This window comes from Cryptocyanus atlanticus LEGE 06306, assembly GCF_056633155.1.
On the sequence record NZ_JBSJOZ010000001.1, the window covers coordinates 252,435 to 279,397 of the forward strand.

28 protein-coding genes and 2 tRNA genes are annotated in these 26,963 nt (G+C 67.3%); 17 read left to right on the top strand and 13 right to left on the bottom strand.

Annotated features, from left to right (window positions below):
* Positions 1 to 9 precede the first annotated feature (9 nt).
* The 5 genes from ACWJI7_RS01305 to murA form a co-directional block, all read right to left on the bottom strand.
* Positions 10 to 513, bottom strand: coding sequence for a pentapeptide repeat-containing protein (locus tag ACWJI7_RS01305; RefSeq protein WP_479935119.1), 504 nt, complete (start codon positions 511 to 513; stop codon positions 10 to 12).
* A gap of 101 nt (positions 514 to 614) precedes the next feature.
* Complete coding sequence (locus tag ACWJI7_RS01310) at positions 615 to 1,901, bottom strand: bifunctional folylpolyglutamate synthase/dihydrofolate synthase (protein ID WP_479934650.1); 1,287 nt, start codon at positions 1,899 to 1,901, stop codon at positions 615 to 617.
* Positions 1,902 to 1,909: 8 nt separating this feature from the next.
* Positions 1,910 to 3,118: an acetylornithine/succinylornithine family transaminase gene (locus ACWJI7_RS01315; protein ID WP_479934652.1), complete on the bottom strand. Its 1,209-nt coding sequence runs from the start codon at positions 3,116 to 3,118 to the stop codon at positions 1,910 to 1,912.
* 74 nt (positions 3,119 to 3,192) lie between these two features.
* A tRNA-Leu gene (locus ACWJI7_RS01320) sits at positions 3,193 to 3,274 on the bottom strand.
* 41 nt (positions 3,275 to 3,315) lie between these two features.
* Positions 3,316 to 4,617: a UDP-N-acetylglucosamine 1-carboxyvinyltransferase gene (gene murA, locus ACWJI7_RS01325; protein WP_479934654.1), complete on the bottom strand. Its 1,302-nt coding sequence runs from the start codon at positions 4,615 to 4,617 to the stop codon at positions 3,316 to 3,318.
* A gap of 157 nt (positions 4,618 to 4,774) precedes the next feature.
* On the opposite strand from murA, the gene ACWJI7_RS01330 reads away from it, so the two are divergent.
* From ACWJI7_RS01330 to ACWJI7_RS01355, 6 genes are all read left to right on the top strand, one after another.
* A tRNA-Leu gene (locus ACWJI7_RS01330) sits at positions 4,775 to 4,858 on the top strand.
* An 83-nt stretch (positions 4,859 to 4,941) separates the two neighbouring features.
* On the top strand, positions 4,942 to 5,190 hold the full coding sequence (locus tag ACWJI7_RS01335) for a hypothetical protein (protein ID WP_479934656.1): 249 nt from the start codon (positions 4,942 to 4,944) through the stop codon (positions 5,188 to 5,190).
* Positions 5,165 to 6,028 (top strand): TrmH family RNA methyltransferase, encoded by an 864-nt coding sequence (locus tag ACWJI7_RS01340; protein WP_479934657.1) that lies wholly within the window; start codon positions 5,165 to 5,167, stop codon positions 6,026 to 6,028. The genes ACWJI7_RS01335 and ACWJI7_RS01340 overlap by 26 nt, the downstream gene beginning before the upstream one ends.
* Positions 6,029 to 6,086: 58 nt before the next feature.
* Positions 6,087 to 7,535, top strand: a complete 1,449-nt coding sequence (locus ACWJI7_RS01345) for a dihydrolipoyl dehydrogenase (RefSeq protein WP_479934659.1) — start codon at positions 6,087 to 6,089, stop codon at positions 7,533 to 7,535.
* Between the two features lie 40 nt (positions 7,536 to 7,575).
* On the top strand, positions 7,576 to 8,484 hold the full coding sequence (trpC, locus tag ACWJI7_RS01350; RefSeq protein WP_479934661.1) for an indole-3-glycerol phosphate synthase TrpC: 909 nt from the start codon (positions 7,576 to 7,578) through the stop codon (positions 8,482 to 8,484).
* Positions 8,485 to 8,539: 55 nt separating this feature from the next.
* Positions 8,540 to 9,541: an amidohydrolase family protein gene (locus ACWJI7_RS01355; RefSeq protein WP_479934662.1), complete on the top strand. Its 1,002-nt coding sequence runs from the start codon at positions 8,540 to 8,542 to the stop codon at positions 9,539 to 9,541.
* A gap of 84 nt (positions 9,542 to 9,625) precedes the next feature.
* Here ACWJI7_RS01355 and rpsD read toward each other — a convergent pair whose 3' ends face one another.
* Complete coding sequence (rpsD, locus tag ACWJI7_RS01360) at positions 9,626 to 10,234, bottom strand: 30S ribosomal protein S4 (protein ID WP_479934663.1); 609 nt, start codon at positions 10,232 to 10,234, stop codon at positions 9,626 to 9,628.
* 101 nt (positions 10,235 to 10,335) lie between these two features.
* Between rpsD and yidD the strand changes: the two genes are divergently transcribed.
* The 4 genes from yidD to aqpZ all read left to right on the top strand — a co-directional run bounded on the left by yidD (position 10,336) and on the right by aqpZ (position 13,342).
* Positions 10,336 to 10,584: a membrane protein insertion efficiency factor YidD gene (gene yidD, locus ACWJI7_RS01365; protein WP_479935120.1), complete on the top strand. Its 249-nt coding sequence runs from the start codon at positions 10,336 to 10,338 to the stop codon at positions 10,582 to 10,584.
* A gap of 29 nt (positions 10,585 to 10,613) precedes the next feature.
* A complete protein-coding gene (locus tag ACWJI7_RS01370) occupies positions 10,614 to 10,889 on the top strand; it encodes a glutaredoxin family protein (protein WP_479934665.1) in 276 nt (91 codons plus the stop codon).
* Between the two features lie 74 nt (positions 10,890 to 10,963).
* The gene (locus ACWJI7_RS01375) at positions 10,964 to 12,514 is read left to right on the top strand and encodes a UDP-N-acetylmuramoyl-L-alanyl-D-glutamate--2,6-diaminopimelate ligase (protein ID WP_479934667.1); all 1,551 of its coding nucleotides are present in this window, start codon (positions 10,964 to 10,966) and stop codon (positions 12,512 to 12,514) included.
* 105 nt (positions 12,515 to 12,619) lie between these two features.
* Entirely contained in the window at positions 12,620 to 13,342 is a 723-nt protein-coding gene (gene aqpZ / locus ACWJI7_RS01380) for an aquaporin Z (RefSeq protein ID WP_479934668.1), read from the top strand.
* Between the two features lie 10 nt (positions 13,343 to 13,352).
* Here the strand turns inward: aqpZ and ACWJI7_RS01385 are convergent, their stop codons facing one another.
* Positions 13,353 to 14,540: an aminotransferase class V-fold PLP-dependent enzyme gene (locus ACWJI7_RS01385; RefSeq protein WP_479934670.1), complete on the bottom strand. Its 1,188-nt coding sequence runs from the start codon at positions 14,538 to 14,540 to the stop codon at positions 13,353 to 13,355.
* A 358-nt stretch (positions 14,541 to 14,898) separates the two neighbouring features.
* Between ACWJI7_RS01385 and ACWJI7_RS01390 the strand changes: the two genes are divergently transcribed.
* Complete coding sequence (locus tag ACWJI7_RS01390; RefSeq protein WP_479934671.1) at positions 14,899 to 15,072, top strand: hypothetical protein; 174 nt, start codon at positions 14,899 to 14,901, stop codon at positions 15,070 to 15,072.
* Positions 15,069 to 15,302 carry a hypothetical protein gene (locus ACWJI7_RS01395; RefSeq protein WP_479934673.1) on the top strand — a complete coding sequence of 78 codons (234 nt, stop codon included), beginning with the start codon at positions 15,069 to 15,071 and terminating at the stop codon, positions 15,300 to 15,302. The genes ACWJI7_RS01390 and ACWJI7_RS01395 overlap by 4 nt, the downstream gene beginning before the upstream one ends.
* An 81-nt stretch (positions 15,303 to 15,383) precedes the next feature.
* Here the strand turns inward: ACWJI7_RS01395 and ACWJI7_RS01400 are convergent, their stop codons facing one another.
* Entirely contained in the window at positions 15,384 to 15,683 is a 300-nt protein-coding gene (locus ACWJI7_RS01400) for a HigA family addiction module antitoxin (protein ID WP_479934674.1), read from the bottom strand.
* A 309-nt stretch (positions 15,684 to 15,992) separates the two neighbouring features.
* On the opposite strand from ACWJI7_RS01400, the gene ACWJI7_RS01405 reads away from it, so the two are divergent.
* Positions 15,993 to 16,325 carry a hypothetical protein gene (locus ACWJI7_RS01405; protein ID WP_479934676.1) on the top strand — a complete coding sequence of 111 codons (333 nt, stop codon included), beginning with the start codon at positions 15,993 to 15,995 and terminating at the stop codon, positions 16,323 to 16,325.
* 591 nt (positions 16,326 to 16,916) lie between these two features.
* On the opposite strand, the gene ACWJI7_RS01410 is transcribed toward ACWJI7_RS01405, so the two are convergent.
* Both ACWJI7_RS01410 and ACWJI7_RS01415 read right to left on the bottom strand, forming a co-directional pair.
* Positions 16,917 to 19,124, bottom strand: a complete 2,208-nt coding sequence (locus tag ACWJI7_RS01410; RefSeq protein WP_479934678.1) for a mechanosensitive ion channel family protein — start codon at positions 19,122 to 19,124, stop codon at positions 16,917 to 16,919.
* 1,242 nt (positions 19,125 to 20,366) lie between these two features.
* Complete coding sequence (locus ACWJI7_RS01415; RefSeq protein WP_479934679.1) at positions 20,367 to 20,645, bottom strand: hypothetical protein; 279 nt, start codon at positions 20,643 to 20,645, stop codon at positions 20,367 to 20,369.
* A 484-nt stretch (positions 20,646 to 21,129) separates the two neighbouring features.
* Between ACWJI7_RS01415 and ACWJI7_RS01420 the strand changes: the two genes are divergently transcribed.
* On the top strand, positions 21,130 to 21,936 hold the full coding sequence (locus ACWJI7_RS01420) for a transglutaminase domain-containing protein (protein WP_479934681.1): 807 nt from the start codon (positions 21,130 to 21,132) through the stop codon (positions 21,934 to 21,936).
* 288 nt (positions 21,937 to 22,224) lie between these two features.
* Here the strand turns inward: ACWJI7_RS01420 and katG are convergent, their stop codons facing one another.
* The gene (gene katG, locus ACWJI7_RS01425; RefSeq protein WP_479935122.1) at positions 22,225 to 24,435 is read right to left on the bottom strand and encodes a catalase/peroxidase HPI; all 2,211 of its coding nucleotides are present in this window, start codon (positions 24,433 to 24,435) and stop codon (positions 22,225 to 22,227) included.
* 175 nt (positions 24,436 to 24,610) lie between these two features.
* Between katG and ACWJI7_RS01430 the strand changes: the two genes are divergently transcribed.
* Complete coding sequence (locus tag ACWJI7_RS01430; RefSeq protein WP_479934683.1) at positions 24,611 to 24,796, top strand: hypothetical protein; 186 nt, start codon at positions 24,611 to 24,613, stop codon at positions 24,794 to 24,796.
* Positions 24,797 to 24,806: 10 nt separating this feature from the next.
* Here the strand turns inward: ACWJI7_RS01430 and ACWJI7_RS01435 are convergent, their stop codons facing one another.
* Complete coding sequence (locus ACWJI7_RS01435; RefSeq protein ID WP_479934685.1) at positions 24,807 to 25,325, bottom strand: hypothetical protein; 519 nt, start codon at positions 25,323 to 25,325, stop codon at positions 24,807 to 24,809.
* Between the two features lie 172 nt (positions 25,326 to 25,497).
* Here ACWJI7_RS01435 and ACWJI7_RS01440 point away from each other — a divergent pair, with 172 nt between their 5' ends.
* Positions 25,498 to 25,659, top strand: a complete 162-nt coding sequence (locus tag ACWJI7_RS01440) for a hypothetical protein (RefSeq protein WP_479934688.1) — start codon at positions 25,498 to 25,500, stop codon at positions 25,657 to 25,659.
* A gap of 157 nt (positions 25,660 to 25,816) precedes the next feature.
* Positions 25,817 to 26,083, top strand: a complete 267-nt coding sequence (locus tag ACWJI7_RS01445; protein ID WP_479934690.1) for a hypothetical protein — start codon at positions 25,817 to 25,819, stop codon at positions 26,081 to 26,083.
* A 74-nt stretch (positions 26,084 to 26,157) separates the two neighbouring features.
* Here ACWJI7_RS01445 and ACWJI7_RS01450 read toward each other — a convergent pair whose 3' ends face one another.
* Positions 26,158 to 26,904 carry a TIGR01458 family HAD-type hydrolase gene (locus ACWJI7_RS01450; RefSeq protein WP_479934691.1) on the bottom strand — a complete coding sequence of 249 codons (747 nt, stop codon included), beginning with the start codon at positions 26,902 to 26,904 and terminating at the stop codon, positions 26,158 to 26,160.
* Positions 26,905 to 26,963 lie beyond the last annotated feature (59 nt).

A 26,963-nucleotide genomic window follows, 5' to 3' on the forward strand; every position in this document is an offset into this window, starting at 1 on the left:
GGGATGGGTTCAGCCGCACTCCAGGCTGGCCCGGGTGCTCACCCCCGTCACAGGGTGGGTGCCCCGGGCCCGCTGGCAGAGCTGACGCTGGTCGGAGCGATCGAGCAGGGCGCCGCTGAAATCGGCGTCATCGATGCGGGCCCCGCTGAAGCTGCTGCCGGAGGCGATCGCCCCGTCGAGGCGGGCAGCACTCAGATCGGTTTCGCTGAAATCGGCCCGATCCATCAGCACATCGGAGAGATCGGCACCGCTGAAATCCCCACGCAGAAACGACCCCTGGGTGAGGATCGCCCCATGCAGGTTGGCGCCGCGGAAGCTGGCGTCGCGGGCCCGAGCCCCAGCGAAGGAGGTGTTGGTCAGCTGCTGCCCGCTGAAGTCCTGGCCGTCCTGGTCGGTGAGGGTGTAATCCACCCGCTCCTGGAAGAGGGCCCGCTCCTGCAGCCCCACTCCGGTGCTGGTGTCGAGGGCCTGGGCGGGGGCTGGAGCCAGCGCCGGCGCGATGAGCAGCACCATCGCCAGCAGCGCCGCCAGCAGCAGCGCCGGCAGCGGGCCCCGGGGGCCCAGACCCCGATCGGTGGGCTGGCTCTCCTGGTTGCATCCGTTCTGGCCCATGGTCACGGCTCCGCCTCGCAATGCTGAATCCACTCTCCCCCGGACGGGGCCCCACCCTCAGGGCCCGCCCCCTCCAGATCCCCTCCGGCGAGCAGAGCGCCGATCAGATAGAGCGATCCAGCCACGACCACGGGATCGGTTCCCGCACTTGCGCTGGCGGCGGTGAGGGCGGCGGTGAGATCGCCGGCGACCTGGATCGGCCCGGCCCAGGTCAGGCCGGCGGCTCGCAGCGTCTCCACGCTCCAGCTGGCGTGACCGGGCACGGGCACCAGCCAGATCTGATCATCGGGGGCCAGCAGGGCCTCGAGCATGGCGGGAGCCTGCTTGGCGCTCAGCGCCCCCAGCACCCAGCGGCGCGCTCCCCCCGGCAGGGGAGGGCAACCCTGGCGGCGGTCGAGTTCCTGCCGCAGGGCCTGCGCCGCCGGCAGGTTGTGGGCGCCATCGAGCAGCAGGGACTGCCCCCGCCAGCGCGCGGCCTGCAGACGGCCGGGCCAGCGGGCCCGGGCAAAGCCCCGGCGGATCTCCTGATCGGAGAGGACCCAGCCCCGCTCCCGCAGGGTGCGGAGCATGCCGAGGGCCACGGCGCCGTTGTGGCGCTGCACCAGGCCCGGCAGAGCACTGCTCCAGGAGAGGGGATCCACCCAGCGCAGGGGACAGCCGGTGGCGCGGGAATGCTCGCGCAGCACGGCGGCCGCCGCCTCGCTCTGGGGTCCGCTCACCGCCGGGCTGCCGCGGGACATCACCCCGGCCTTCTCCGCCGCAATCGCCGCCAGGGTGGATCCGAGCACCTCGGCATGGTCCATGCCGATGGCGGCGAAACCCAGCACCTGCCGATCGGGATGCACGGTGGTGGCATCCAGGCGCCCCCCCAGGCCCACCTCCAGGACGGCGATCTCCACTCCGGAGGCGGCGAAGGCCTGGAAGGCCGCCGCCGTGACCAGTTCGAAGGGGGTGAGGTCGTGGCGCAGGGCGATCGGCTGGAGATCCGTGAGTAGCCGCCGCAACCGGTCCGGGGCGATCGGCTCGGACCCGATCCGGATCCGCTCGCACCAGCTGACCAGATGGGGGGAGGTGTAGAGGCCGCTGCGCAGGCCGGAAGCCAGAAGGGCCTCGTGCACCAGGGTGCAGATCGAGCCCTTGCCGTTGGTCCCGGCCACCTGCACCGCGGCAAAACACCGCTCCGGATGGCCCAGCTCCGCCAGGGCGCCCCGCAACCGCTCCAGACCGAGGTCCACGCCCCGGCGGCTGAAGGGTTCGATCAGATCGGCGAAGGAATCGAGCGCGGACACCCCGGGGGTCAGGCAGCCGCAGCCGCCAGCAGGGCCCGCTCCAGCCGGGCGATGGCCAGGCGCAGTTGACGGGGCCGGATCACCAGCGGCGGCACCAGGCGCACCACGCGGGGGCCGGCCGGCACGACGAGCAACCCCTCGGCGATGGCGGCCTGCACGATTTCGGGGGCGGTGGGGGCTTCGGGGCGCAGCACCAGGCCCTGGATGAGCCCCCAGCCCCGCACGCCCTCCAGCCACTGGGGATGGCGCCCGACCAGGTCGGCCAGCCCGTGCTGCAACAGCTCTCCCATCCGCTGCACGTGGGGGAGCAGCAGGCGGCGCTCCATCTCCTCCATCACCGTGAGACCGGCACGGCAGGCAAAGGGATTGCCGCCGAAGGTGCTGGCGTGGTCGCCGGGGCGGAAATGATCCGCCGCGGCGACCACCGCCAGGGCACCGATCGGGATGCCTCCGCCCAGGCCCTTGGCCAGGGTGAAGGCATCGGGCTCGACCCCGAGCCTGTCGTAGCCCCAGAGGGAGCCACTGCGGCCGACGCCCACCTGCACCTCATCGAAGATCAACAGGATCCGTCGCTCCGTGCACAGCTGCCGCACCCGGCGGAAGAAGGCGGGATCCCCCGGGTTGACCCCCCCCTCGCCCTGCAGGGGCTCCAGCAGCACCGCCGCCACCCGGGGCCCATCGGCTTCCACGGACTCCAGCAGGGTCTCGAAGGAGGCGGTGTCGTTGTAGGGGAAGAAGCGGAAGCCCTCCACCAGCGGCTCGAAACCCTGGTGGTATTTCGGCTGGCCGGTGGCGCTCACCGCCGCCAGGGTGCGGCCATGGAAGCTGGCCTGCGCCGTGAGGATCACCGGCCGCTCGATGCCCCGCACGGTATGGCCGTGCTTGCGGGCCAGCTTGATGGCGGCCTCGTTGGCCTCGGCGCCGGAGTTGCAGAAGAAGACCCGATCGGCGCAGCTGCGGCTGACGATCCAGCGGGCCAGCTCCTCCTGCTCCGGAATCCGGTACAGATTCGAAACATGCTGGAGCCGACCCAGCTGGCGGGACAGGGCCCGGCGCATGGCCCCATCGCTGTGGCCGAGGGTGCAGGTGGCGATGCCGGCGACGCAGTCAAGGTAGCGGCGGCCCGTGCGATCGCGCACCCAGACGCCGCGGCCGTTGACCAGCTCAAGCGGCAGCCGGGCGTAGGTGTCCATCAGCGCGGACCGCGCCGGGGCCATCCCATGATCCGTGACGGGACCAGGGAAGGTGGGCTGGACCGACGGAGTCGGGTCGATCGCCGGTGCCGCCGGGATGGGAGCGGTGGGACTCGAACCCACATGCCCGAAGGCGCTCGATTTTGAGTCGAGTCCGTCTACCAATTCCGGCACGCTCCCGCAGGGAAAACTTTAGGTGGAGGCGGTGACGGGGGCGCCGATCAGGCCGAGACGCGACGGATCGAGGCGCCGGCGCTGTTGAGCTTGCCTTCCAGATCGGCGTAACCCCGGTCAAGGAATTCCAGCCCCTGCACGCTGGTGACTCCATCGGCCACCAGACCGGCCAGCACCATGGCGGCGGAGGCCCGCAGGTCGGTTCCCTTGACGGGCGCGGCGCTGAGGCGGGCCACACCTTCCACCAGGGCGGTGTTGCCCTGCATGCGGATGTCGGCGCCCATGCGCTGCAGCTCCGCCACATGCTGGAGGCGATTCTCGAAGATGTTTTCAACGATCATGCTGGTGCCGCTGGCCGTGGCCAGCAGGCTCATGAACGGAGCCTGCAGATCGGTGGGGAAGCCGGGGAAGGGTTGGGTGCGCAGGTCCACCGCGCGGATCTCGGAAGCGCGGATGGTCATCGACGGGCCATCGGGCCGCAGCTCGCAGCCGATGTCGACCAGCTTGGTGAGCACCGCGCCGAGATGCTCGGGGATCACCGGGGTGATCCGCAGCTCGGAGCGGGTGATGGCGGCCGCCAGAAGGAGCGTGCCGGCTTCGATCCGATCGGGGATCACGGCATAGTCGGCGCCATGGAGGCGTTCGACCCCCACGATCGTGATGGTGGGGGTGCCGGCCCCGATCACCCGGCCACCCATGGCGTTCAGCAGGCCGGCGAGATCAACGACCTCGGGCTCAAGGGCGGCATTCTCGATCACCGTCTCGCCGTCGGCGAGGGCGGCAGCCATCATCAGCGTTTCGGTGGCGCCGACGCTGGGGCACTCCAGGTGGATGCGACCACCGTGGAGGCGACGGCGACGACCGGGCACGACCGCTTCAACGACGCCATGCTCGATCGTCACCTGGGCCCCGAGGGACTTGAGACCCTTCACATGCTCACTGACCGGCCGGGAGCCGATCTGACAACCGCCGGGCAGGGGCACCTTGGCCATGCCCAGCCGGGCCAGCAGGGGACCGATGCAGAAGAAGCTGGCCCGCAGGCTGTTGACCAGCTCATAGGGGGGGGAGGAGCGGCTGAGATCACCGGCGTCGAGTTCGACCCAGTCGCGGCCGCGGCGAACGGTCACGCCGAGGGCCGCGAGGATCTCACCCATGGCCGCGATATCGGTGAGGGGCGGCACGTTGGTGAGCCGCAGCGGCTCACGGCTGAGCAGGCATGCGGCCATGAGCACCAGGGCCGAATTCTTGGCTCCGCTGACCGTGACCTCACCGGAGAGGGGACGGCCACCGCAGATCTCGAGCTGGGGAACGGCTATCGCCTGCGAGGTCGGTACGGCGGTCAGGGTCACGGAACGTATCGCCGCTTTGGTCTCGGAATCTTGACAACGAACGCCTGGACCGTCTAGGAGGCCGCCCGGCGAAGTGTCTTATTTAGTCACGGTTGTGCGGCGGCGGCCGGTGGCAGGCGATGTTTTAGGCTTCCTTCGTCGTTCCGGCGACACGCCAGCGGATGTGGCGGAATTGGTAGACGCGCTAGTTTCAGGTACTAGTGGCAGCAATGTCGTGGGAGTTCAAGTCTCCCCATCCGCACTTTTTCCCCTGTATCCGACCCACGACTGGTTCCATCGTCAGCGCCATGCCGGCGACCGCCGTTGTCCGTGGTTCTCCAGCCCATGATCGTCATCAAGATCAGCAATTCCTCCGAGGTGATCGCCAGCAAGATCGGCAAATTCCTCGAGAGCCTCACGCCTGACGGCATGGACGAGGCCACGATCGAAGACATCGTGGTCAAGAAGCTGGTGGAGAATCTCAGCAGCGAGGGCATCAAGGGCGAGGTGGCCACCGTCCGCGGCATGGATCTGAAGGCGACCAACCTGGTGTTCGGCGACCCGATGCATGTGCGCCGTCATCAGGAGTTCTGAGCCCGCAGGTCCGAGCGAACCGGGGTCAAGTCACGATCCGGTCACCAGCCGCCGCAACCCGCTGGTCGCCCGCCTTCGCGCCCTCCATCAGCCCGGGGGCCGGCGGGAGCAGCAGCGGCTGCTCCTCGAGGGCACCCATCTGCTGGAGGAGGCCCTGGAGCAGGGCCTGCTGCCGGAGCTGCTGCTGGCCACCCCCCGCTGGATCGAGCGGCACCGGGGGCTGCTGGGGACCCATCCGCAGGCGGCCTCGGCCCTACGCCGCGTCAGCGATGCCGTGCTGGAGGCCGTGGCCACCACCTCCCATCCCGATGGGGTGGTGGCCAGCCTGCCCTGGCCGGAGGGGCCGCCGCCCGGACGGGTCGACTTCGTGCTGGCGCTCGATCGCCTCCAGGATCCCGGCAACCTGGGCACCTTGATGCGCACGGCCCTGGCCGCCGGCGTAGGGGAACTCTGGCTGGCGGAGGGGGCCGACCCCTTTCAGCCGAAGGTGCTGCGGGCCTCCGCCGGGGCCGCCCTAGCCCTGCCGATGCGCCGGCTCACCCCGCTCGAACCCGAGCTGGAGCGGGCACGACAGGAGGGAGCCCAGCTGGTGGCCACCGTGGTAAGAGGGGGCCAGCCCTACTGGCAGCTCGACTGGAGCCGCCCCACCGTGCTGGTGCTCGGCAACGAGGGCGCCGGCGTGGCCGACGGGATCCGGGCGATCTGCACCCATCAGGTCCGCATCCCCCACAGCCCGGCGGTCGAGTCGCTCAACGTGGCGGTGGCGGCAGGACCATTGCTGCTGGAACGCTGGCGCCAGCGGACGGATCCGGGCGGGAATCCACGGAGGAGTCCGTGAACCACGGCGGCGGCCGGCTGAAGGGGGAGAATGCCGGGCAACACCCGCAGCAGCCCCGGTGAGCGACGCCAGCGCAGCCCCCTTCGACTACGACGTGATCATCATCGGCGCCGGCTACGGCGGCTTCGACGCCGCCAAGCATGCCTCCGACCACGGCCTGCGCACGGCGCTCGTGGAGTCCCGCGACATGGGGGGCACCTGTGTCAACCGCGGCTGTGTGCCCTCGAAGGCCCTGCTGGCCGCCAGCGGCCGGGTGCGGGAACTGGCCGACGCCGACCATCTGCGCGGATTCGGCATCCATGCCGCACCGGTGCGCTTCGAGCGCCAGGCCATCGCCGACCACGCCAACCAACTGGTGGCCACGATCCGCGCCAACCTCACCAAGACCCTCGAGCGCGCCGGAGCCATGATCCTGCGGGGCAAGGGCCGGCTGGAGGGCCCCCAGCGGGTGGCGGTGCGGGAAGCCAGCGGGGTGGAGCGGGTGTACTCGGCCCGGGACGTGATCCTCGCCACCGGCTCCGACCCGTTCGTGCCGCCGGGCATCGAGACCGACGGCCGCACGGTCTTCACCAGCGACGAGGCGATCAGCCTGGAATGGCTGCCCCGCTGGATCGCCATCATCGGCAGCGGCTACATCGGCCTGGAATTCGCCGACGTCTACACCGCTCTGGGCTGCGAGGTCACCATGATCGAGGCGCTCGATCGGGTGATGCCCACCTTCGATCCCGATATCGCCAAGCTCGCCGCCCGCCGGCTGATCGACGGCCGGGACATCGACGCCCGCTCCGGTGTGCTCGCCAGGTCGGTGACTCCGGGTTCGCCGGTGCGGATCGAACTGGTGGAGATGGGCAGCCGCGAACCGGTGGAGACCCTGGAGGTGGACGCGGTGCTGGTGGCCACCGGCCGGGTGCCGGTGAGCCAGGACCTCAACCTGGCCTCGGTGGGGGTGGAGACCCAGCGGGGCTTCATCCCGGTGGACGACACGATGCAGGTGCTTGCCGGGGAGACCCCCGTGCCCCACCTCTGGGCCGTGGGGGATGTGACCGGCAAGATGATGCTGGCCCACACCGCCGCAGCCCAGGGGACGGTGGCGGTGGACAACATCCTGGGCCACGGCCGCCGGATCGACTACCGCTCCATTCCGGCGGCCACCTTCACCCATCCGGAGATCAGTTCGGTGGGGCTCAGCGAGGTGGAAGCCCGGGCCCTGGCCGCCTCCGATGGGTTCGAGCTCGGCCTGGTGCGCAGCTACTTCAAGGCCAACACCAAGGCCCTGGCCGAACTCGAAAGCGACGGTCTGATGAAACTGCTCTTCCGCAAGGACACGGGGGAGGTGCTCGGCGCCCACATCTACGGCCTGCACGCCGCCGACCTGATTCAGGAGATCGCCAATGCGGTGGCGCGCCGCCAGAGCGTCCGGGAGCTCGCCGGGGACGTCCACACCCACCCGACCCTGAGCGAGCTGGTGGAGGTGGCCTACAAGCAGGCGGCGGCGGCTCTGGTCTGAGCCCGCCTCTCCTACGATCGGTGTTCCCAACCGGCAGCCCTTGGAGATCCGTCGACGCCCGCCCAATCCCCCCGTGCGGGTGGCCCACCTGCAGTACGGCATTCCCCATGCGGAGTCGGCTCCCCGCCACATCCTTGAGGAAATCGTCTGGGAGAAGGATCGGGAAGTGACGGCGTCCCGGGAACGGGTCCCCCTCGACAAGCTCAAGCAGCAGGTGGCCGCGTTGCCGGCGAGCCGGGATTTCGTGGCGGCCCTGCGGGCGAGCTGCCGGAAGCCGGCCGTGATCGCCGAAGTGAAGAAGGCGAGCCCCAGCAAGGGGGTGATCCGGGAGGCGTTCGATCCGGTGGCCATCGCCCGCGACTACCGGGCCGGTGGAGCCAGTTGTCTGTCGGTGCTCACCGACAAGGCGTTCTTCCAGGGGGGCTTCGAGGTGCTCGTCTCCGTGCGCCAGGCCGTGGATCTGCCCCTGCTCTGCAAGGACTTCATCCTCTCGCCCTATCAGCTCTACCAGGCCCGCGCCGCCGGAGCGGACGCCGCCCTGCTGATCGCGGCGATCCTCACCGACCAGGACCTGGTGTACCTGATGAAGGTGGCCCGCGCCCTCGGGCTGGCCGTTCTGGTGGAGGTGCACGACGCGGAGGAGCTGGAGCGGGTGCTGGGCCTGCCGATCTGGTCGGAGCCGAGCACGGCGACCCACACCCTGATCGGCATCAACAACCGCGACCTCACCAGCTTTGACACCGATCTGGCCACCACCGAACACCTGATGGCCCGTTTCGGCGAGCAAGTGCGGCAACGGGGCGCCTTGCTGGTGAGCGAGTCGGGGCTGTTCAACCGCGACGACCTCGATCGGGTGCAGAGTGCCGGCGCCGATGCGGTGCTGGTGGGCGAAGCACTGATGCGCCAGTCGGATGTAACCGCCGCGCTGGAGAAGCTGATCGTCGGTTGAGGGCGACTCTCTCTCCACCCCCTCTGAACGTAACGTCTCGTTGACGCTTCCTAAGGTGGTCGGGCCGTGGCCGACGCCGATGCCTGGTCTCATCAGCAAGATCGCCCTGGAGGAGCACTTCAGTGCTCCAGGCCTGGAGCCATCAATCAACGACGTTGCGTTCTTCGATCCCGAGGTGCTCGCCACCATCGAGGCGGGATTGCAGGAATCAGCCGAACAGCGCCTCCGCGTGATGGACCAAGCCGGGATCTCCATGGCCGTGCTGTCCCAGACAGCACCTGGGGTTCAAGCCATCGGGAATGCAGCCCATGCGGTGGATCTTGCCCACCGGGCGAATGATTTTCTGCACACACGCACGGCGTTGGCACCGGCACGGTTTCGGGGCTTCGCTTGTGTGGCTTTGCAGGATGCGGAGGCCGCTTGCAGCGAGCTCAAGCGTTGTGTGCAGGAGCTTGGCTTTGTGGGGGTGCTGATCAATGGTGCCACCAACGGCACTTACCTCGACGAGCCCCAATTCGCTCCTTTCTGGCACACGCTTGAGCAGCTTGACGTACCGCTTTACCTGCACCCGGGCCTGGTGAGCGAGCACACCCACGCCTTCCGGGGCCACCCTGAACTCGAGGGCGCCGTCTGGAGCTGGACCTGCGACACCGCCACCCACATGCTCCGCCTGGTGTTCGCCCGGGTGTTTGAGCGCCATCCAAGGGCGCGGCTGATCCTGGGCCACATGGGGGAAACGCTCCCTTACATGCTCTGGCGGCTGGACAGCCGTGCCGCTGTGACGACCCTGGGTCGCGCCTTGAGCCAGCCCCCCTCGGAAACATTGAAGCGGCATCTCACGGTCACGACCTCCGGGGTGTCCTCCGGGGTGTGTGCGGATACACCCCTGGGCTGTGCCCTGGAAGCCTTGGGCGACCACGCGGTGATGTTTTCCACTGATTACCCCTACGAGGACATTCAACTGGCCGCTGACTGGATCGAGAATGCCGCTATATCAGAAGACCAGCGGATCAAGGTGTGCCGCACCAACGCGCAGCGCGTCCTGCGCCTGACATGAAGGGCGCAGGACGCCTTGCGATGAAAAAACCCCGCCGGAGGCGGGGTGAAGAGAACCAACATGGGGTGGGATGGATCCCGAGGATCACACCTTGCGGGAGTAGTACTCCACCACCAGCAGTTCGTTGATTTCAAGGGCCACCCATTCCCGCTCGATGCGGCCGTTGACCTTGGCTGAGAGCTTGGCTTTATCCAGCTCGAGATTGGGGGGGATGTTGGAGAGGCCGGGGAACTCCAGGTTGCCTTCGGCCAGCTGCTTGCTGGCCTTGCGCTGGCGCACGGTGATCAGATCACCGGCGCGGCACTGATAACTGGCGATGTCGACGACGCGGCCGTTCACGGTGATGTGGCCATGGTTCACCAGCTGGCGGGCGCCGGGCACGGTGGGGCCGAAGCCGAGACGGAAACAGATGTTGTCGAGGCGGTTCTCCAGCAGCTTCAGCAGGTTGGTGCCAGTGGAGCCCTCCTGGGCGCGCGCTTTCTTCACGTAGCGCACGAGCTGACGCTCGGAGATGCCGTAGTTGAAGCGGAGCTTCTGCTTCTCTTCGAGGCGGATGGCGTATTCAGAGCGCTTGCGACGGGCTTGGCCGTGCTGACCGGGGGGATAAGCCCGCTTGGCGGACTTACGGGTGAGACCGGGAAGGTCTCCCAAGCGCCGCGTCACCCTCAGGCGAGGACCGCGGTAACGAGACATGAACGAACGGACGAAGGACGGAGAAACGAACGGAGCGGCGCCTCCGGGGCCATGCTGGAGGAGATCCTCCGCCGCTCCCGGACGTGCAACGCCAGTGGGCGATCCTATCGGTTGGACCGGCACGCTTCAACGCGCTGGTGCAAGGGCTGCTGCTGGCCCTGATCGGCCTGTATCGCCGCTGGCTCTCACCCCTGATCGGTCCCCGCTGCCGCTTCATCCCCAGCTGCAGCACCTACGGCCTCGAGGCGATCGAACGCCACGGGCCCTGGCGGGGGGGCTGGCTGACCCTGCGGCGTGTGCTGCGCTGCCACCCCTTCACCCCCTGCGGCTGTGATCCGGTTCCCGACTGAACCGGCCCGGCTCTCCCCCGACGTCGTCCATGCCGCTTCCCCCCCTCACCCTCTACAGCCGCAACGGCTGCTGCCTCTGCGCCGGCCTCGCCGAACGGCTGGAGGCGCTGGAGCCGGGGCCGGAGCTGGTGGTGGTGGACATCGACACTGATCCCGCCCTGCGGGCCCGCTACGACCTGGAGGTGCCCGTGCTGGCGGCGCGCGTGGAGCAGCGGCTGCTCGATCTGCCCCGGGTCCCCCCCCGCCTATGCGGCTCCGGTCTGGAGCGGTGGCTCCGGAAAGCCCTGGCGGCCCTGACCTCCTGAGCGCCCTGATCGGCGCCCAGGCCACAGCCCCCCGGCCCGAGGCGCATCAGACTGCAGCACCGTCCCGCGCCGCCATGCCCCAACCGCTCCACGCCCTGCTGCGCCAGGTCGGTCTTGAGGTGCCGAGCGGCCTGGCGGATGGGGAGATCACCGCAGTGAGCTCGGATTCCCGTCGGAGCGGTCCCGGCACAGTGTTCGTGGGGCTGCCCGGCACCCAGGTGGACGGCGGCCGTTTCTGGCCCAACGCCCTCGGCAGCGGGGCGGCGCTGGCGGTGATCGGCGCCGACGCGGCCGCGCTTCGCCCGCCCGGAGCTGATGATGCCGTGCTGGTGGTGCCCGGCCCGGTGGCCCCCTGGGCTGGCCGGCTGGCCGCCGCCTGCTGGGGGGAGCCGAGCCGGCGGCTGGCGCTGATCGGGGTCACCGGCACCAACGGCAAGACCACCACCACCCATCTGATCGAGCACCTGAGCACCGCCTGCGGCTGGCCCACCGCCCTGTTCGGCACCCTGGCCAACCGCTGGCCCGGCCACAGCCTCACCGCCCGGCACACCACCGCCTTCGCCGACGTGCTGCAGGGGCAGCTGGCCGCCGCCGCCGCCGCCGGCGCCCGGCTGGCCGCCATGGAGGTGAGCTCCCACGCCCTCGATCAGGGGCGCGTGGCGGGTTGCCACTTCGCCGGAGCGGTGTTCACCAATCTCAGCCAGGACCACCTCGATTACCACCCCTCGATGGCGGCCTACTTCGAAGCCAAGGCCCGTCTGTTCGACCCGGAGCTGCTCGACGGTGGCGCCGTGGTGAACATCGATGACGGCTGGGGAGCACGGCTGGCCGAACGCCTGGACGGCGCGCTGGGCGAGCGCCTCTGGCGCAGCAGCCTGGCGGACGCGGGCAGCGGCGCCGCTGGGGAGGCGGCGGAACTGCGCCTGAGCGATCTGAGCTTCGGTGCCACGGGGGTGAGTGGCATCCTGATCAGCCCGCGGGGCAGCGGTCCCTTCCGCTCACCCCTGGTGGGGCGCTTCAACCTGATGAATCTGCTGGAGGCCGTGGGCGTCCTGCTGCAACAGGGCCTGCCTCTGGGCCCACTGCTGGAAGCGATCCCCAGCTTCGGCGGCGTGCCGGGTCGGATGGAACGGGTGCTGCTGGCGGGCGCCAGGGCCGATGGGCTGCCCGCCGTGCTGGTGGATTACGCCCACACCCCCGACGGTCTGGAGAACGCCCTGGGCGCCTGCCGGCCGTTCTGCCCGGGGAGGCTGATCTGCGTGTTCGGCTGCGGCGGCGACCGGGACCGGGGCAAACGACCCCAGATGGCGGCGATCGCCGCGCGGCTGGCGGACCGGCTGGTGATCACCTCCGACAACCCCCGCACGGAGGATCCCCACCGCATCCTGGCCGACGTGGTGGCCGGGGTGCCCGAAGGTCTCCAACCGGAGGTGGAGGTCGACCGGGCCGTGGCGATCGCCCGGGCGATCGCCACGGCCGGCCCCGCAGATCTGGTGCTGATCGCCGGCAAGGGCCACGAGGACTATCAGATCCTCGGCACCACCAGGATCCACTTCGACGACCGGGAGGAAGCCGAGCGGGCCCTGCGGGAGCGATTGAGTCAGGGCGGGGTCTCTCGGGGCTGACGATCACGACTGTCTGTCCGGCCACGGCTGTTGGAAGTCCCATCGGCCCCTACCTTGTGCGGGTCACTTGATCGCTTCACCCGTCCCATGAGTTCTGCAGTGCCCATGTCGCGAAAGTTCCTGGCGGAACTGATCGGCACCTTCTGGCTGGTGTTCGGTGGTTGCGGCAGCGCCGTGCTGGCCGCGGCCTTCCCCTATGACGATGCCGCCGTCAATCCGCTCGGGCTCGGATTTCTGGGTGTGGCCCTGGCCTTCGGACTGACGCTGCTGACCATGGCCTACGCCATCGGCCACATCTCCGGCTGCCACATCAACCCGGCCGTGAGCTTCGGTCTCTGGGCCGGGGGCCGCTTTCCCGGCTCCGCCCTGCTGCCCTACATCGTGGCCCAGGTGCTCGGCGGCCTGATCGCCGGAGGCCTGATCCTCGGCATCGCCAGCGGCCGGGCCGGCTTCGAGCTCGCCGGCAGCAATCCCCTGGCCACCAATGGGTTCGGAGCCCACTCACCGGGCGGCTACGGACTGCTGCCTGCGCTGATCATCGAAGTGGTGCTCACCTTCTTCTTCCTGCTGATCATCCTCGGCTCCACGCACCGCAACGCACCCCTGGGATTCGGCGGGATTCCCGTGGGTCTGTCCCTGGTGCTGATCCACCTGATCAGCATTCCGGTCACCAACACCTCGGTGAACCCAGCCCGCAGCACTGGCGTGGCCCTCTGGGCCGGCGGGGAGGCGATCGGGCAGCTCTGGCTGTTCTGGCTGGCACCCATCGTGGGAGCCCTGCTGGCCGGCTGGGTGCAGAAGCATCTGCTGGAGGGTGGACCGGACTGAGCATCAGGACCTAGCGGCCGCTCTCGGGGCTGGAGTTCGCGATCGAGGCCAGCGACTCCAGCAACCGCTCCACCTCCTCCTCCGTGGTGGTGACATGGGCGCAGACCCGCAGGCAGTGGGGATCCTTCAGGCTTCGCAGCCAGATCCCCACTGCCCCAAGGGCCGCCACGACCCACTCCGGCTCGGGTCCCTCCAGGGTGAAGCTCACCAGGCCGGCGGGAGGAGATCCCTGGAGCAGGGTTCGAACCCCTCGGATCGCCTGCAGTCCCTGCCAGATCATCCGGCTGCGCCTACGGATCAGCTCCAGCCGATCCGCTGCCGTACCCACGCTGTCCAGCAGCTCCAGCGAGGTGCGTAGGCCCGCCAGCAGCGGAGCGCAGGAGGTGGCGACCTCGAAACGTCGGGCATCGGCATGCCAGGCGCTGGCACCATCGGTTTCGCTGGCCAGGCTGCGCCAACCGCCAAGGGTGGGGCGCGAAGCGGCCAGGAGACGCTCGGAGAGGGCCACGCCCCCCAGTCCCTCGGGCCCGCAGCACCATTTGTGACCGGTGAAGGCATAGATGTCGGCAGCAGCGGCCGCCGCCGCCACCGGCAGACTTCCCACCGACTGGGCCGCATCCACCAGAAGCCAGGGCTGGGCCGGGTGAGACCGCAGCCGCTCGGCCACCGCCTCGATCGGCATCACCAGTCCGGTGTTCCAGAGCAGGTGGGAGAGCACCACCAACCGGGTGCGTGGCGTCAGGCAGCGCTCCACCAGCTCGAGCAGGGCCATGTCGGCGGCGGCGGGGGGGCCGACCTCGCTCGAGGCCCGATCGGGCAGCTGTTTCACGGGCAGGCTGGTGAGCACGAGGCCCTCCCGATGGGCCAGCTCCCGGCAGGCGGCCACCACGCCGGGGTGCTCAGCGTCACTGATGAGCAGTTCGTCGCCAGCGCGCCAGGGCAGTCCCCAGAGGGGCAGCACGCAGCCGCTGGTGACGTTCTCGGTGAGGGCCACCCGATGGGGTCCCACGCCGCAGATCCGCGCCAGCGCCCCCCTCAGCTCAAGCACCTCCCGCTCCAGCCAGGGCCAGACGGCCCCGGAGAAGGGACCCAGCTCCTGGATCGTCCTCCAGCTGGCGGTGATGGCCTCCAGGCTGGGGGTGGGCAAGGGGCCCTGACCGCCGTAGTTGAAGTAGGTCTTGTTGGCCAGGGCGGGCATGAGATCCCGCAGCTGGTCTGGGCTGATGGTCTTGGGGCGGGTCCCGAGATGTGGCCCAAGGTCGGTCATTCGGGGTGTGATCGTGGCGTTCTGAAAGCATGCCAGCTCCATCTGAAAGGGACGGGTGGGGTACCGGCTTACCGGCTCCAGAGGGGCATCCCAAAGGACATCCAGAACGAAAATGCCCCAGGCCCGTGGGAGGGGCCAGGCGGGGCCCTCCGGAAGGCACAGGCCCGCATTCCAGGCTTCCTGAACTGCACGGATTCCGATCGAGGCTCACTACTCCAGGAGCAGCAACCATTGGTGGTCGCCCGCCGTACCCGTCGGCAACGATGCTGCGCACTCGCCTGATGCAGCCGTGGTGCTCGATCGGCGACAAGGCACGGAAGCGGCGCTGATCAAGCTGCCCAACTGGCGCCGTTTCGCGGGGATCGACAGGATCAGCGACCGGATCCCCGACGAGAACCCGATCCTGGCTTTCCCTTCACCGAGTCGAGAAGCAGCCTGGGAGAGCAGATCTTTGAGACGGTGACCGCCCATCTCGGGGACCGGGGCCTGGCGATGAAGCGGAAGACCAGCCCGGGCAAGCCGTGGCACTGGGGGATGGCAGGCCCCATTGGCGTGGACCAGGAATCGGGCCTCATCCACTCGGTGGGAACGACCGCCACCAAAGTGGGCAGCATCATCCCAGCAGCAGCCCCGCTGCACGGCGAGCAGGAGGTGGTGTCCGCAAAGGCTGGCTCGGTCGAAGGTGTTCGATGAGAGCCCGAAGGGCGGCCGAGCGGCTGTCTGCAGACTCCGCAGAGTCGCCAGACTCAGCCAGCGATCAGCACCTGTGCGGTCTCAGCCGCACGCCGCTGCGAACGGATGGATCTGCGCCAGTTGCGGGGCAATCGCCCGGCGCTGCTGTTCAAGGTCATGCGCAGCCTGGGCCCGCAGCCAGTAGCCCTCGCTCAACCCAAGGAAGCGGCATAGGCGCAGATCGGTGTCGGCCGTGATCGTGCGGGTGCCCTTGAGGATCCCGCTGATGCGGGTCTGGGGCCCGTCGATCGCCTTGGCCAGCCGGTAGGCCGTGATGCCCATGGGGTCGAGGAACTCCTCGCGCAGGAGCTCGCCTGGGGTGATGGGGGGAAGGTGGGGCATGGCGCCCTCCTGGGGCTGGCTGGTCAGGGGTAGTGGACGATCTCAACGCCTTCGGGGCCAGCCGCGCTCCAGAGGAAGCAGTGGCGGAACGGAGCGTTGATGCGGTGGTCGTGGAGGGCCATCGCTGCCGGGTCCGTTGCCTCTCCACCAGCTTGCCGGAGCCGGCCGGATGATCGCCCGTTGATCCGTTGATTCCCTTGATTGATTCAGTGCCTTACCCTGTCAAGAATCTCAGCGATCTTTAAGCCATTAGGTTGATACGACTGCTTTTTGGGGGCTGAGTGCAAGGCAGCATGGAGCGGTGATTCGGTGAGACCTGAGCACCGCACGACCGCCATGGCCGACCTCTCGCCCCTGGACTGGGGCTACATCACCAATCCCGACGTTCGCGCCTGGGCCGAGCGGCAGGATCCCGAGTACCAGGCGCGGATCCACGGGAAGCACCCGGAGCTGATTGAGCGGGCCTGGGCGGACGAGGCCTGGGGCGCCGGCCGAGCGCACCAGAGCGGCCCCGGCGACCTGACGGAGGAGAAGCTCAACCTCCCCGATGATGAGCTGGGCGAGCTGCTGGTGCAGCGATCCAGGGCGCGCAACGCCATCCGGGCCGCCGAGGTGGAGCGCCACTTCCGGAGGATGGGCTGACTGGGCTAGCCCATCAAGGGCCTGTTGATGCCGTCAAAACCCGTCCATCCATTCTGCTGCAGGGACTCTCAGCGCGTGCAAGCGCCCCAGCCAACCAGTCGTAGCCATGGATATCAATGGCAATCCATGGGAGAGCCGGGCCCGATGGGCAGCCTCCAGCTGCTCTGCTGGACTGAACGCCACCGGATGGTGGAGCCTCCCCGATCCGGGTTGTTTCGTTCGAGCCCGCAAGAATGAGGGCATGTTCAACCGGCAACCCCGGGCTGGCATCGAAGTGGGTGATCCAGAACTTGTGTACGGCCCAAGGGTCTGGCGATCTGACTGCTGACCAGACGCGGCGGCCACTCAGACGGCCGGATGCTGCTCGAGCCAGGCGGCGATGCTGCTCAGCATCCTCAGCTCCCACCGGACCCATCCGGGGGTCGATCGCGTCGGGCGGGGCCATGGCTTGAGCGAGCGCTGGAGAACTCGCCGCCAGACTCCCCGAGCTCGGGGGGCGCAGCAATCAGCAGCGGTGAACTCACTGGCCTGAGCCACCTGGGCGCCTCTCAGGACTGTTCGAAGTGAGCGGCGACCTGATCATGGCCATCCTCAGCTCCGGTTGTGGGATCCGCTTGATGGGGAGTGATTGAGCATCAGAGTCTGGGTGGGGAAGGGAATCTCAAGGCCGTGACGCTCCAGGGTGGTGATCACCCGACGATTCAGATCATGGAGGCTGTCTTCAAAGGCATCATGACTGTCGTGACTGGAGCTGAACTCAAGCACATGGTCATAGCTGAATGCAGCAATGCGCTCCAGTCGACAGGCCTTGAACACTAGCGCTGGATCCTCCTCGACCACCTTCTGGATCAGTGAAGGGATGCGCACAAGCTGATCTGAAGAGGTGCCATAAGCGATGCCGATCTGCACCTCGGAGAGCTGGGCGCGCTCCACCAGTTCCTCCAGCTGGAGCAGCAGAACCTCCCGGGCTTCGAGATAAGCGGGCCAGCCATGGAGCTCCACCGTGGTGAACACAACCAGACTGGGTGGCGACTCAGCATTGCGCGCGAGACTCACCAGTGGATCCTTGAACAAGGAGCGGGCAGTGAGGTTGCGACGGGACTGATGCAACAGCTCTTCAATCTGAAACGGAGACCACTGACCCTCCAGCTCAAGGCGAACCTCCAGCCCCTGCATCGGTGGACGGTCACTACTCAGGCCCCGGTGCGAGAAATTGATGATGGTCGCCTCATCAGCCACCGAGTTGGGAATGGTGACCCGACTCTCAAACGTCTCAAGCTCAAGCGAGCGTAAACCGATCCGTGTCACAAAGCCGAGATTCTCTCCCACCCGGCAGAACTCTCCGACCCGCAGCGGTCGGTCGGTCTGAATGGAAAGACCGGCGAAGAGATTCCCCAGCAGCTTGGAGGCCCCAAGACCGATGGCCAGGCCGGGAACCGCGGAGAAGGCAAGTACGCTGCTGGAAGGAAGTCCAAGAAGGATCAGCAACCTGTAGAGCAGTACAACCGCCACTAGGCCGCCAAGGGCGCGGCACAGCGGCATCACAAAGTTACTGACGCGCTGCAACCGCAACTCAGATCTGACACCACGAATCCTCACACCCGATTCAGAGAGACTGCGGCCGAACGCCTCAAAGACAAAGAAGACAAAGACGCCAGCCGAAACAAACCAGACGACATAGAGGCCATAAGTGATCACCGCCAGAGGCAGACCTGTGAAATTGACCACGTCGTCGATGAAAATCTCAGTGATGCCCGTGAGCGGAAGAATGGGCAACACGATCAACACTCGCTTCCAAGCCACGCCGTCTCGGTTCCAGATCTCTCGATCACGGTCTTCAGATGACCGCTCCCGGTAGCTGAGTATCAGGAGACGGGAGAGCCAACCAAGGAGAAGCAGATAGACGAAAAAAGCGAGGGAAGCACAGGCAATCTGAAACAGCGTCTGGTCACTGATCGGAATTTCAATCAGATCGCGTATTGGCATCGGCAGGGCCAGATACCAGCCTGGAGGAACGAGATATCCAGGGGTATAGATAAAGTCTCGATAGAAAGAAGGCGTCGCAAAGGGCTGGTCAACTACAGGAAAGTCACGAATCTCCTGATACATTTCAGCGATCGAGGAAACCGTTTGCTTGGAGAAATGATAGCTCTCATTATCTTTGTCAGTTGACAATGCCGACGTCAGCGTGATGGCCGTGCCAGGAATCCTCCAGGCATCGGATGGATTGGTTCGAGAATCATTGATTCGCTTGATCCCTGCTGCATCAGGTATCTCAATCGGCTGCCGGCTATGCGTGAAGACATAGTCGAGGACATGTTTGAGCTGAATGGCTGCTTCATCAGCCATATCGACGCGAATACTCTGCGGGAATCCTGAGGCATCCAGAGCCTTCACAGCCAATCGAAACAGCAAGTTGGTGTCATCAATCTGCTCCCGTCTCTCCTCCGGCGAGAGGCCACCGTCCTTGAGGAATTCGACCCGACCGAGACGATCGGCCCTCTGCCCGACCTCGGCCATCACGGCATAGAAATTGATCAGGGTGGCGCGTGGGCTGTCTCCCACCACCTGATCGAGGACGACATCAGACCAGGAGAGAGCCGCCCGCTCAAGGTCGGGAAAAAAGGGTTGCTGCTGGATCGCGATCAACGAACTCATCGGGGCCCGTTGAGCAGCTCCCAGCTCCCTTCCAGCAGGTGCTGCCGCCTGCACGGGCACCAGGGCCTGAAGGGCAAGCAGCAGGCCGACGATCCAAGCAAGCAGCAGACGACCCGACGGTCTCAGACGAATCCGCTGCATCAGCGCCAGGTGCGATCAGGATCGCTCCATGCTGACAGCAGAATGGAGCGACGCACCCCAGGGCTGGCTGCCACCATCTCCCTCGACATCTCCATCTGCCGCAGGGCTGGGCAGCGAACCTTCCGCCGTAGTTCCGAAGATCCATCCTCTCCTGTATCCCATCGACGGCCGAGGCACAGCCAGCAGAGTGGAGTGCTGGAGGGGAACAGGGGATCTCAACCTCAGAGAACGACGCAGACGCGGTCAACAGAATGCTGGGAAAGGAACCATTTCAGCACGTCTGCAAGCCGAGAACAAAGCCCTCCCCTGGTGATGCTGGCTCTGGATGGGAGACACTCCCTGGAGAGAGCTATCCCCCTAGGACAACCACGCTTGCGAAAGCAAGAGCTGTCATCAAAGCAAGGAAGGGAAGGGGCGCACTGCAGCTCAACAGTGGTCTTGCAATGCCGATCCTTGTCTTGACACGTCTCTCTCAGCAGAATGATCGATGGATGCCGTTCCCGACCGAGAAGGACAACTCGGCGCCATTCGAAGCACCATCGTCAGTGACGTTCCAGCCCCTACCCCGGGCTCCAGGGGGGGGAGGAGTGCGCCAAACCCCACTGTTCAGTCTTGGATTCACAGGGAAGGCCCTCGCCGCCCCCTACCTCATCCCATCTCTAGCCGCTGCAGAGGTCACGTCATTGGCGAGGGACTTTGCATCTCACCGGAGCGCGTTGTCGTCCCTACCCCCTTCGAAGCAGCGGCCTCTTCCACTGAACAAAGCAGCCCGGGATTGATCACTCTGATCTCGACGATGAGGCATGGGCCGATGAGGTGCGACACCAGACCATCCTGTTGCCAGCATGAATTCTGATTACGATGCAATCAGCCAGAGAATCCAGGCAGAAATGATCTGAACGACGAGAGTTCATGCCTTGAGCATCATCCATCATCAGCCTGGCAAGAGGATGGACATCCAAGGAAGTGAGTCCCGCTCTTCCAAGCAACAATCCACAGGAGGGGAATCAGAAGCCAAGGCCGCATCGGGCCTTCCTGGGGAGTGAGGATCAGCGAAGGCGTGGCCTGCACCCGTTCCATGGCAAGCCTAGATCCGTTGGCGGAACTGGATCATTGAAGCGGCGTGGCGACAGCAGGCTGGCCGGCGCGTCCGTTCTGGGTGCGTCCCCCCGCCGGGGCCCCAGCTCCTGGCCATGCCAATCTGGCCAACGGGACGGAAAGGAAGAGGAATAGAGACGCCGCTCAGTAGTCAATCCGGATGAGTTCATCCAGTCGGAAAGGCTGGCTCTTCTCCGGTTTGAATTCCAGTGATTGATTCAGCTTCCTGCCCTCAACCTCCACGTCATAGCCCGTGAGCTGGGGGTCGCAGCCTTGCCGGTGGAGGATCCGGCGCTGCTCCTCCACCTCGGGGTCCGACCATCGCTCCGGAGCATCGTCCAGCTGGTTCAACAACTGCCTGGAGAGCTGCATGCACTCCTGAGTCTGGGCCGCCCCAGGCAGAACTGTCACGGTCAGGGTCATGCTGATGATGACGGCGAAATGCTTCAAAGATCTTTAAGCCATTGGTGCCATCCTCTCAGGTTCCAGGCCTGACCCGAAGCGACCGGAGAGGCTCCCTTTGGGAGACGGGACTGGACATTGCCCATGCCACACGGTTGCGATGGTGCCCACCGGCCGCCGCTGGTGTGAATCAGCGCCGGTCGAGGGAACCGTCCCAGCTTGATCCTGAACGAACAACCCGATCCCTGCCCCGGGGTCTGAATCGATCATGTCAGTCCTGCTGGAGAAGGCAGACTTGCCACAAAAGTGATGATTTAATTCTGATCAGATTGCCTCTCAGTGTTATGCTATTGGCGCATTACTGCAATTCTGCAAGTGCAGGCAGATGCCCATACAACCGAACGCATCCGCCAGATCAGGGTTGGGGCGTTGGGGGTCACGGACAGGTGGTAGGCTGTGGAAAGCAGGTTGATCCAATAACGGGAATCGGTCTTCCATTCAGCTGATGTCTTCCATGTGGATGCATGCAACCTGTTTCCTGGAGTTCAACTGCCAGGTGGCGACACCGTTTCTATTCATGCTGCGCCCACGCAGCGGCTGGCAGCAGTGGATCGCCAGAGAGCAATACCTGTTGACGCCCAGCGTATCGGCCGTTGAGTTCACCGATCCCTTCGGCAACCTCTGCCAACGACTGGTGGCACCGGCCGGGCGATTTTCCGTTCGCACAGCGTTTGACATCCAAGCTGCCGAAGCCTCCGACACAGCTCCTGGAGCCCCCTTCGTCGAGGTGCAGCAGCTGCCGGAGGAAACCCTGCCCTTCTTGCTGCCCAGCCGATTCTGCGAATCGGATCGCTGCAGCCAACTCGCCTCCTCAATCGTGGCTGGCCGAGCTCCTGGGTATGATCAATGCAGCGCCATCGTGGACTACGTTCGTCAGACCACCGCTTACACACCGGGCACCGGTCAGCGGATCGTGAGTGCCTGCGAGGTCAACGAAATGCCCGAGGCCGTTTGTCGGGATATGGCCCATTTGGGCATTGCCTGTTGTCGTGCCCTCTCGATTCCGGCACGCATGGTTGTGGGTTATCTGGAACATCTTCAGCCGATGGACCTTCATGCCTGGTTCGAGGCCTACGTCGGCGGACGCTGGTACACCTTTGATCCCACCCAAGACAACGTCCAGGGGGGCCGCGTCGCCGTCGCCTACGGACGCGACGCGGCCGATGTGGCCATCTACACGCAGTTCGGGGATCCCGTCGCGTTACTCCGGATGAACGTCACCCTCGAGCGCATCGCGGCACCGTCCTCCTGACGATCGGTCCTCCTGAACATTCGTTGATGCCGCCCCTCCTGGGGCCAGACCAGCCGTTCTGCCGGGGGAACTCGGCCCGACCAGCGCGAGGGCAAGCCGACGGCCGATGCCCGCTGGCGGGGCGGATCGGGCCGGGGGAACACCGGGCTGAAGGGGTTGCCGGGGGCGTCTGGGAACGCGAGCCGGCTGGTGCGCCGCTGGGGAGGTCGCGGTCGAGGGCACCTTGAGGGGGCAGATCCTCGTGCCCCCTCGCCAGGGCCGGCTGACGGCCCCCGTTCCCGCTGAAACTCAGCCCAGATCAAAGCGATCGAGGTTCATCACCTTGCTCCAGGCGGCCACAAAGGCCCCCACGAAGAGCTCCTGCCCATCCTGGGAGCCGTAGACCTCGGCCAGGGCCCGGAGCTGGGACTGGGAGCCGAAGACCAGATCCACCCGGGTGGCGGTCCAGCGCACGTCGCCCGTGACCCGGTCGCGGCCCTCGAACAGGTCCGCGGCCTCGGCCACGGGGGCCCAGATGGTGCCCATGTCGAGCAGGTTCACGAAGAAGTCGTTGGTGAGCGTCTCGGGTCGGTGGGTGAACACCCCATGGCGCGACTGACCGTGATTCGCGTTCAGCACCCGCAGGCCTCCCACCAGCACCGTCATCTCGGGGGCGCTCAGCGTCAGCAACTGGGCCCGGTCCACCAGCAGCTGCTCGGCTGGCGCCGCGCCGGTGGAGGCCCGGTAGTTGCGGAAGCCATCCGCGATCGGTTCGAGCACGGCCATCGAGAGCTCGTCGGTCTGCTCCTGGGAGGCGTCCATGCGGCCGGGGCGGAACGGCACCTCCAGGGCACACCCGGCAGCGGCAGCGGCCTGCTCGATCGCGGCGCCACCGGCCAGCACGATCAGGTCGGCCAGCGAGACCCGCTTGCCGCCGCTCTGGGCCTGGTTGAAGGTCCGCTGAATCGTCTCGAGGATCTCCAGGGTGCGCGCCAGCTTGGCCGGCTGGTTCACCGCCCAGTTCTTCTGGGGTGCCAGGCGGAGGCGGGCTCCGTTCGCCCCCCCGCGCTTGTCGGAGCCGCGGAAGGTGGAGGCTGAAGCCCAGGCCGTGGAGACCAGCTGCCCGATCGAGAGTTCCGAGGTGAGCACCCGGGCCTTGAGCGCGGCCATGTCCGCCGCATCGATCAAGGGATGGTCGAGGGGGGGGATCGGGTCCTGCCAGAGCAGCTCCTCCGCCGGCACCAGCGGACCGAGGTACCGGCTGCGCGGTCCCATGTCGCGGTGCGTCAGCTTGAACCAGGCCCGGGCGAACGCGTCGGCGAACTGGTCCGGGTTCGCGTGGAACCGCTCGGCGATCGGCCGGTAGATCGGATCCATCCGCAGGGACAGGTCCGTGGTGGCCATCATCGGCGCGTGCCGCCGGCTGGGGTCGTGCGCGTCGGGCACCAGGGCCGCCGCGGCGGGGTCCGGGGTCGTCCACTGCCACGCCCCGGCCGGGCTCCGGGTGAGAGCCCACTCGTACCCAAACAGGGTGTCGAAATAGCCGTGGTCCCACTGCACGGGGTTGGGGGTCCAGGCCCCCTCCAGTCCGCTGGTGATGGTGTCAGCCCCCTTACCGCTCCCGAACGGATTCAGCCAGCCCAGACCCTGCTCCTCGAGGCTGGCACCCTCCGGTTCCGGTCCCAGCAGATGGGAGTCGGCCGCGCCGTGGCATTTACCGAAGGTGTGGCCACCGGCGATCAACGCAACCGTTTCCTCATCGTTCATGGCCATGCGCGCGAACGTCTCCCGGATGTCGCGGGCGGCCGCCAGGGGATCCGGCTGGCCGTTGGGCCCCTCCGGATTCACATAGATGAGGCCCATCTGCACGGCCCCCAGCGGGTTCTCCAGCTCCCGGTCTCCGGAGTACCGCTGGTCCCCGAGCCACTCGGCTTCGGGGCCCCAGTCGATGTCGATTTCGGGCCCCCAGACATCCTCCCGTCCGCCGGCGAAACCGAAGCTCCGGAACCCCATGGATTCGAGGGCGCAGTCTCCGGCCAGGATGATCAGATCGGCCCAGGAGATCCGCTGGCCATACTTCTGCTTGAGCGGCCAGAGCAGGCGACGGGCCTTGTCGAGGTTGCCGTTGTCGGGCCAGCTGTTGAGGGGCGCGAAGCGCTGGGTGCCTGAGGCGGCGCCGCCGCGGCCATCGGCGATGCGGTAGGTGCCGGCGCTGTGCCAGGCCATCCGGATGAAGAACGGCCCGTAGTGCCCGTAGTCGGCAGGCCACCAGTCCTGCGAAGTGGTCATCAGGGCGAAGAGATCCTGGCGGAGAGCCTCCAGGTCGAGCGACTGGAAGGCCTCGGCGTAGCGGAACGCCCCGCCCAGGGGATCGGCCTGGGGGGAGTGCTGGTGGAGCATCGCCAGATTCAGCTGGTTGGGCCACCAATCCCGGTTGGAGCGCTCACCAGCCCGGGCGGCGGTGCGAATGCCATGCAGGAACGGGCACTGGCCCCCAGTCTCTCCGGCAGGTCCGCTCATGGTGTTCTCCGGTGGCCACAACCCGTGGCAACGCTCAAGGCGATCGAAATCCATCGAACCACGCTCTGGATTCCAGTTCGGGGCCCGGATTGAAAACGTTGCTGGAGAGCACCGGTCAGCAGCCACTCCCCCGACGGCCGGTAGCGTTGGGGTCATCCAGCTTGCCGGGCTTGCCATGGTCACCGTTCCGCTGGTCCAACTGGCGACGGCAAGCGTTCTGTTCGCGGGGGTGTTCCGCCGGATCGGGCGCCATCCCGTGCCGGTGGCCCTGATCGCCCTGGCCGTGCTCGGGCTGGGCATCTGGATCGGCTACAGCCTCGGATGGCGCAGGGCGATGGCTCGCCACCGCGACGGGCTCTGAACCGAAGCGCTCAGTTGGCCGGGAGAACGGGCCCCACCGGCGGGGAGGACACCCGTTTCACCCCATCCGCTTCGCTGACGGTGAGCACCACCATCAGCGACTGACCCACATCCTCGGAGCCGGGCGCGTAGGTCGGACCGCTGGCCGTCTCGATCAGGACCCAGCGCTGACTCGCCGGGCCGCGGCGATACCAGTGGAAGGCGCCGGGCGGGGGACCCTCCATCCCTTCCCCCTGCAGGCTGGCGGTGAGCAGGGCTCCCTCGGCCGCCTCGCCGTCCAGCACCATCGCCTGGAGGCCCTCGATGCGCTGGCGGACGGCGCCTTCGATCTCGAGATCGTCGGTGATGCCCTGCTGGAGCACCCGAATCTGCTGCTGGGGGTCGGCCGTGAGGCCAGGAACGCACTGCAGGGTGCCCCCCACCAACCGACAGCCCTCCATCATCTGGGCCCGGCCCACCGACGGGATCAGCCCCATCAGCAGCAGGGACAGGCCAGCGGGCAGCAGGGGGAAGCGATCACGAGCATGCATGCCTTGGAGTGGCGCCACTGGGGCCAAGCTATCGAGAGGGACCGGGGATGACCATCGTGGCCGGCTGAAGGACGGTTGCGATCCGGGCGCGCGATGGCGAGGCCGGTGCTCCCGTGCTTACGGTGAAACCGGAGGGCTCCGCAGCCCCCGTTCCTCCTTCCCGAGCGGTGCCATGCAGACCCAGGACCTCGAGAACCACACCAACCTCTACGCCGAGGAGGGCACCATGGTGATCGGCGAAACCAACGCCGATGCCCAGCGCCACGCGGTGCTGGCCGTCGGCGCGATCGCGCTGATGGTGGCCGTCCTCGGGATGGCCCTGATCATCACCTGAGCCGTGCCGTCCCCACCCAGGCGTCACCCTGTCGCTGAAGCCCCATCGCAGGCTGCCGCTGGAGCGGTGCTGGGCAGGGTGGCCATTGCTGCTGCTGGCTCTGAGCCCACGGCCCTCGCCCTCGAGACCCGGTCCTGCGAGCAGCTGAGCCAACGGCATGCCCAGCTGGAGGCGGCAGCCGTTCGAGCCGTCGCCGGAAGACACCGGCCCGATGCCGTCCGACTCGGCCGACTGGACCTTCGATGTCGGCGCCCTGCTGCGCTGCCGGAAGGAGGCCGAGCAGGCCGTGCAGCAGAGCCGTACCCCCCTCCACCGATCCAGGGGTGGCTTTGCCTTCTCCACCGAACAGGGAGCCCTGAAGAGCCGTGCGGCGGGCCGGGTGCTCCTTGAGATCGACATCAGATCCCGCCCACGTCCCTCCTGAACCCCCGGGAGGTCAGCGCTGGGCAAAGCCCTCGCCATGCCGCGACAGCGGCGCCGGTACGGCCATGGAGGGGTTCAGCCCAGCAGGGCTGGCAGATCGGCGATCGAGGGGATCACGGCGGCTCCGGCCGGCAGCCGCTCCAGATCGGCGGGTTGAAACTTGCCGGTGCGCACGAGGCAACCGGCCAGGCCGACCGCCATCGCCCCGGCCACGTCGGCATCGACGTCGTCGCCGACCATCAGGCAGCCGGAGGGGTCCCCATCCAGCTGATCCAGCAGGGTCCGGAAGAAGGCGGCCGAGGGTTTCCCCATCACAATCGGCTCGATCCGGGCGGCCCAGGCCACGGCCTGAATGAAGGGGCCGGCATCCAGCTTCCACGCGCCGCCTTCGCGAAAGCAGCGGTTCATGCCGATGCCGATCAGGGGAGCGCCCTGCCGCACCAGGTCGAAGACCCGGTTGAGCGCCGCATAACTCAGTCCATCGCGGGCATCGCCCAGCACGACACAGTTGGGATCAGGCCCCTCGAGGTCGGAGAACAGGCCGGCGATCGCCGGATGGACCAGGCAATGGGGCCGCAGGCCCCGCTGCAGTAGATAGGCCCGGGCTGCCAGGGGGGCCGTGAACAACTCCCCAGGCCGCACCTCGAATCCCATCCGCTCGAGATCGGCCAGGATCATCGGCGCACTTCTGGTGGCCGTGTTGGTGAGGAACCGCAGGGTGGTTCCCCTCGTCCTGGCCCACTCCACCAATTCCCGCGCGCCGGGGTAGGGCGATTGGTCCTCGTACAGGACGCCGTTGAGATCAAGGAGCAGGGCGTCCATGCCGCACGGACCGGCCACCCCCGCGGTGCCGGTGGACGGTGGACGGCATGCTAAGGGGC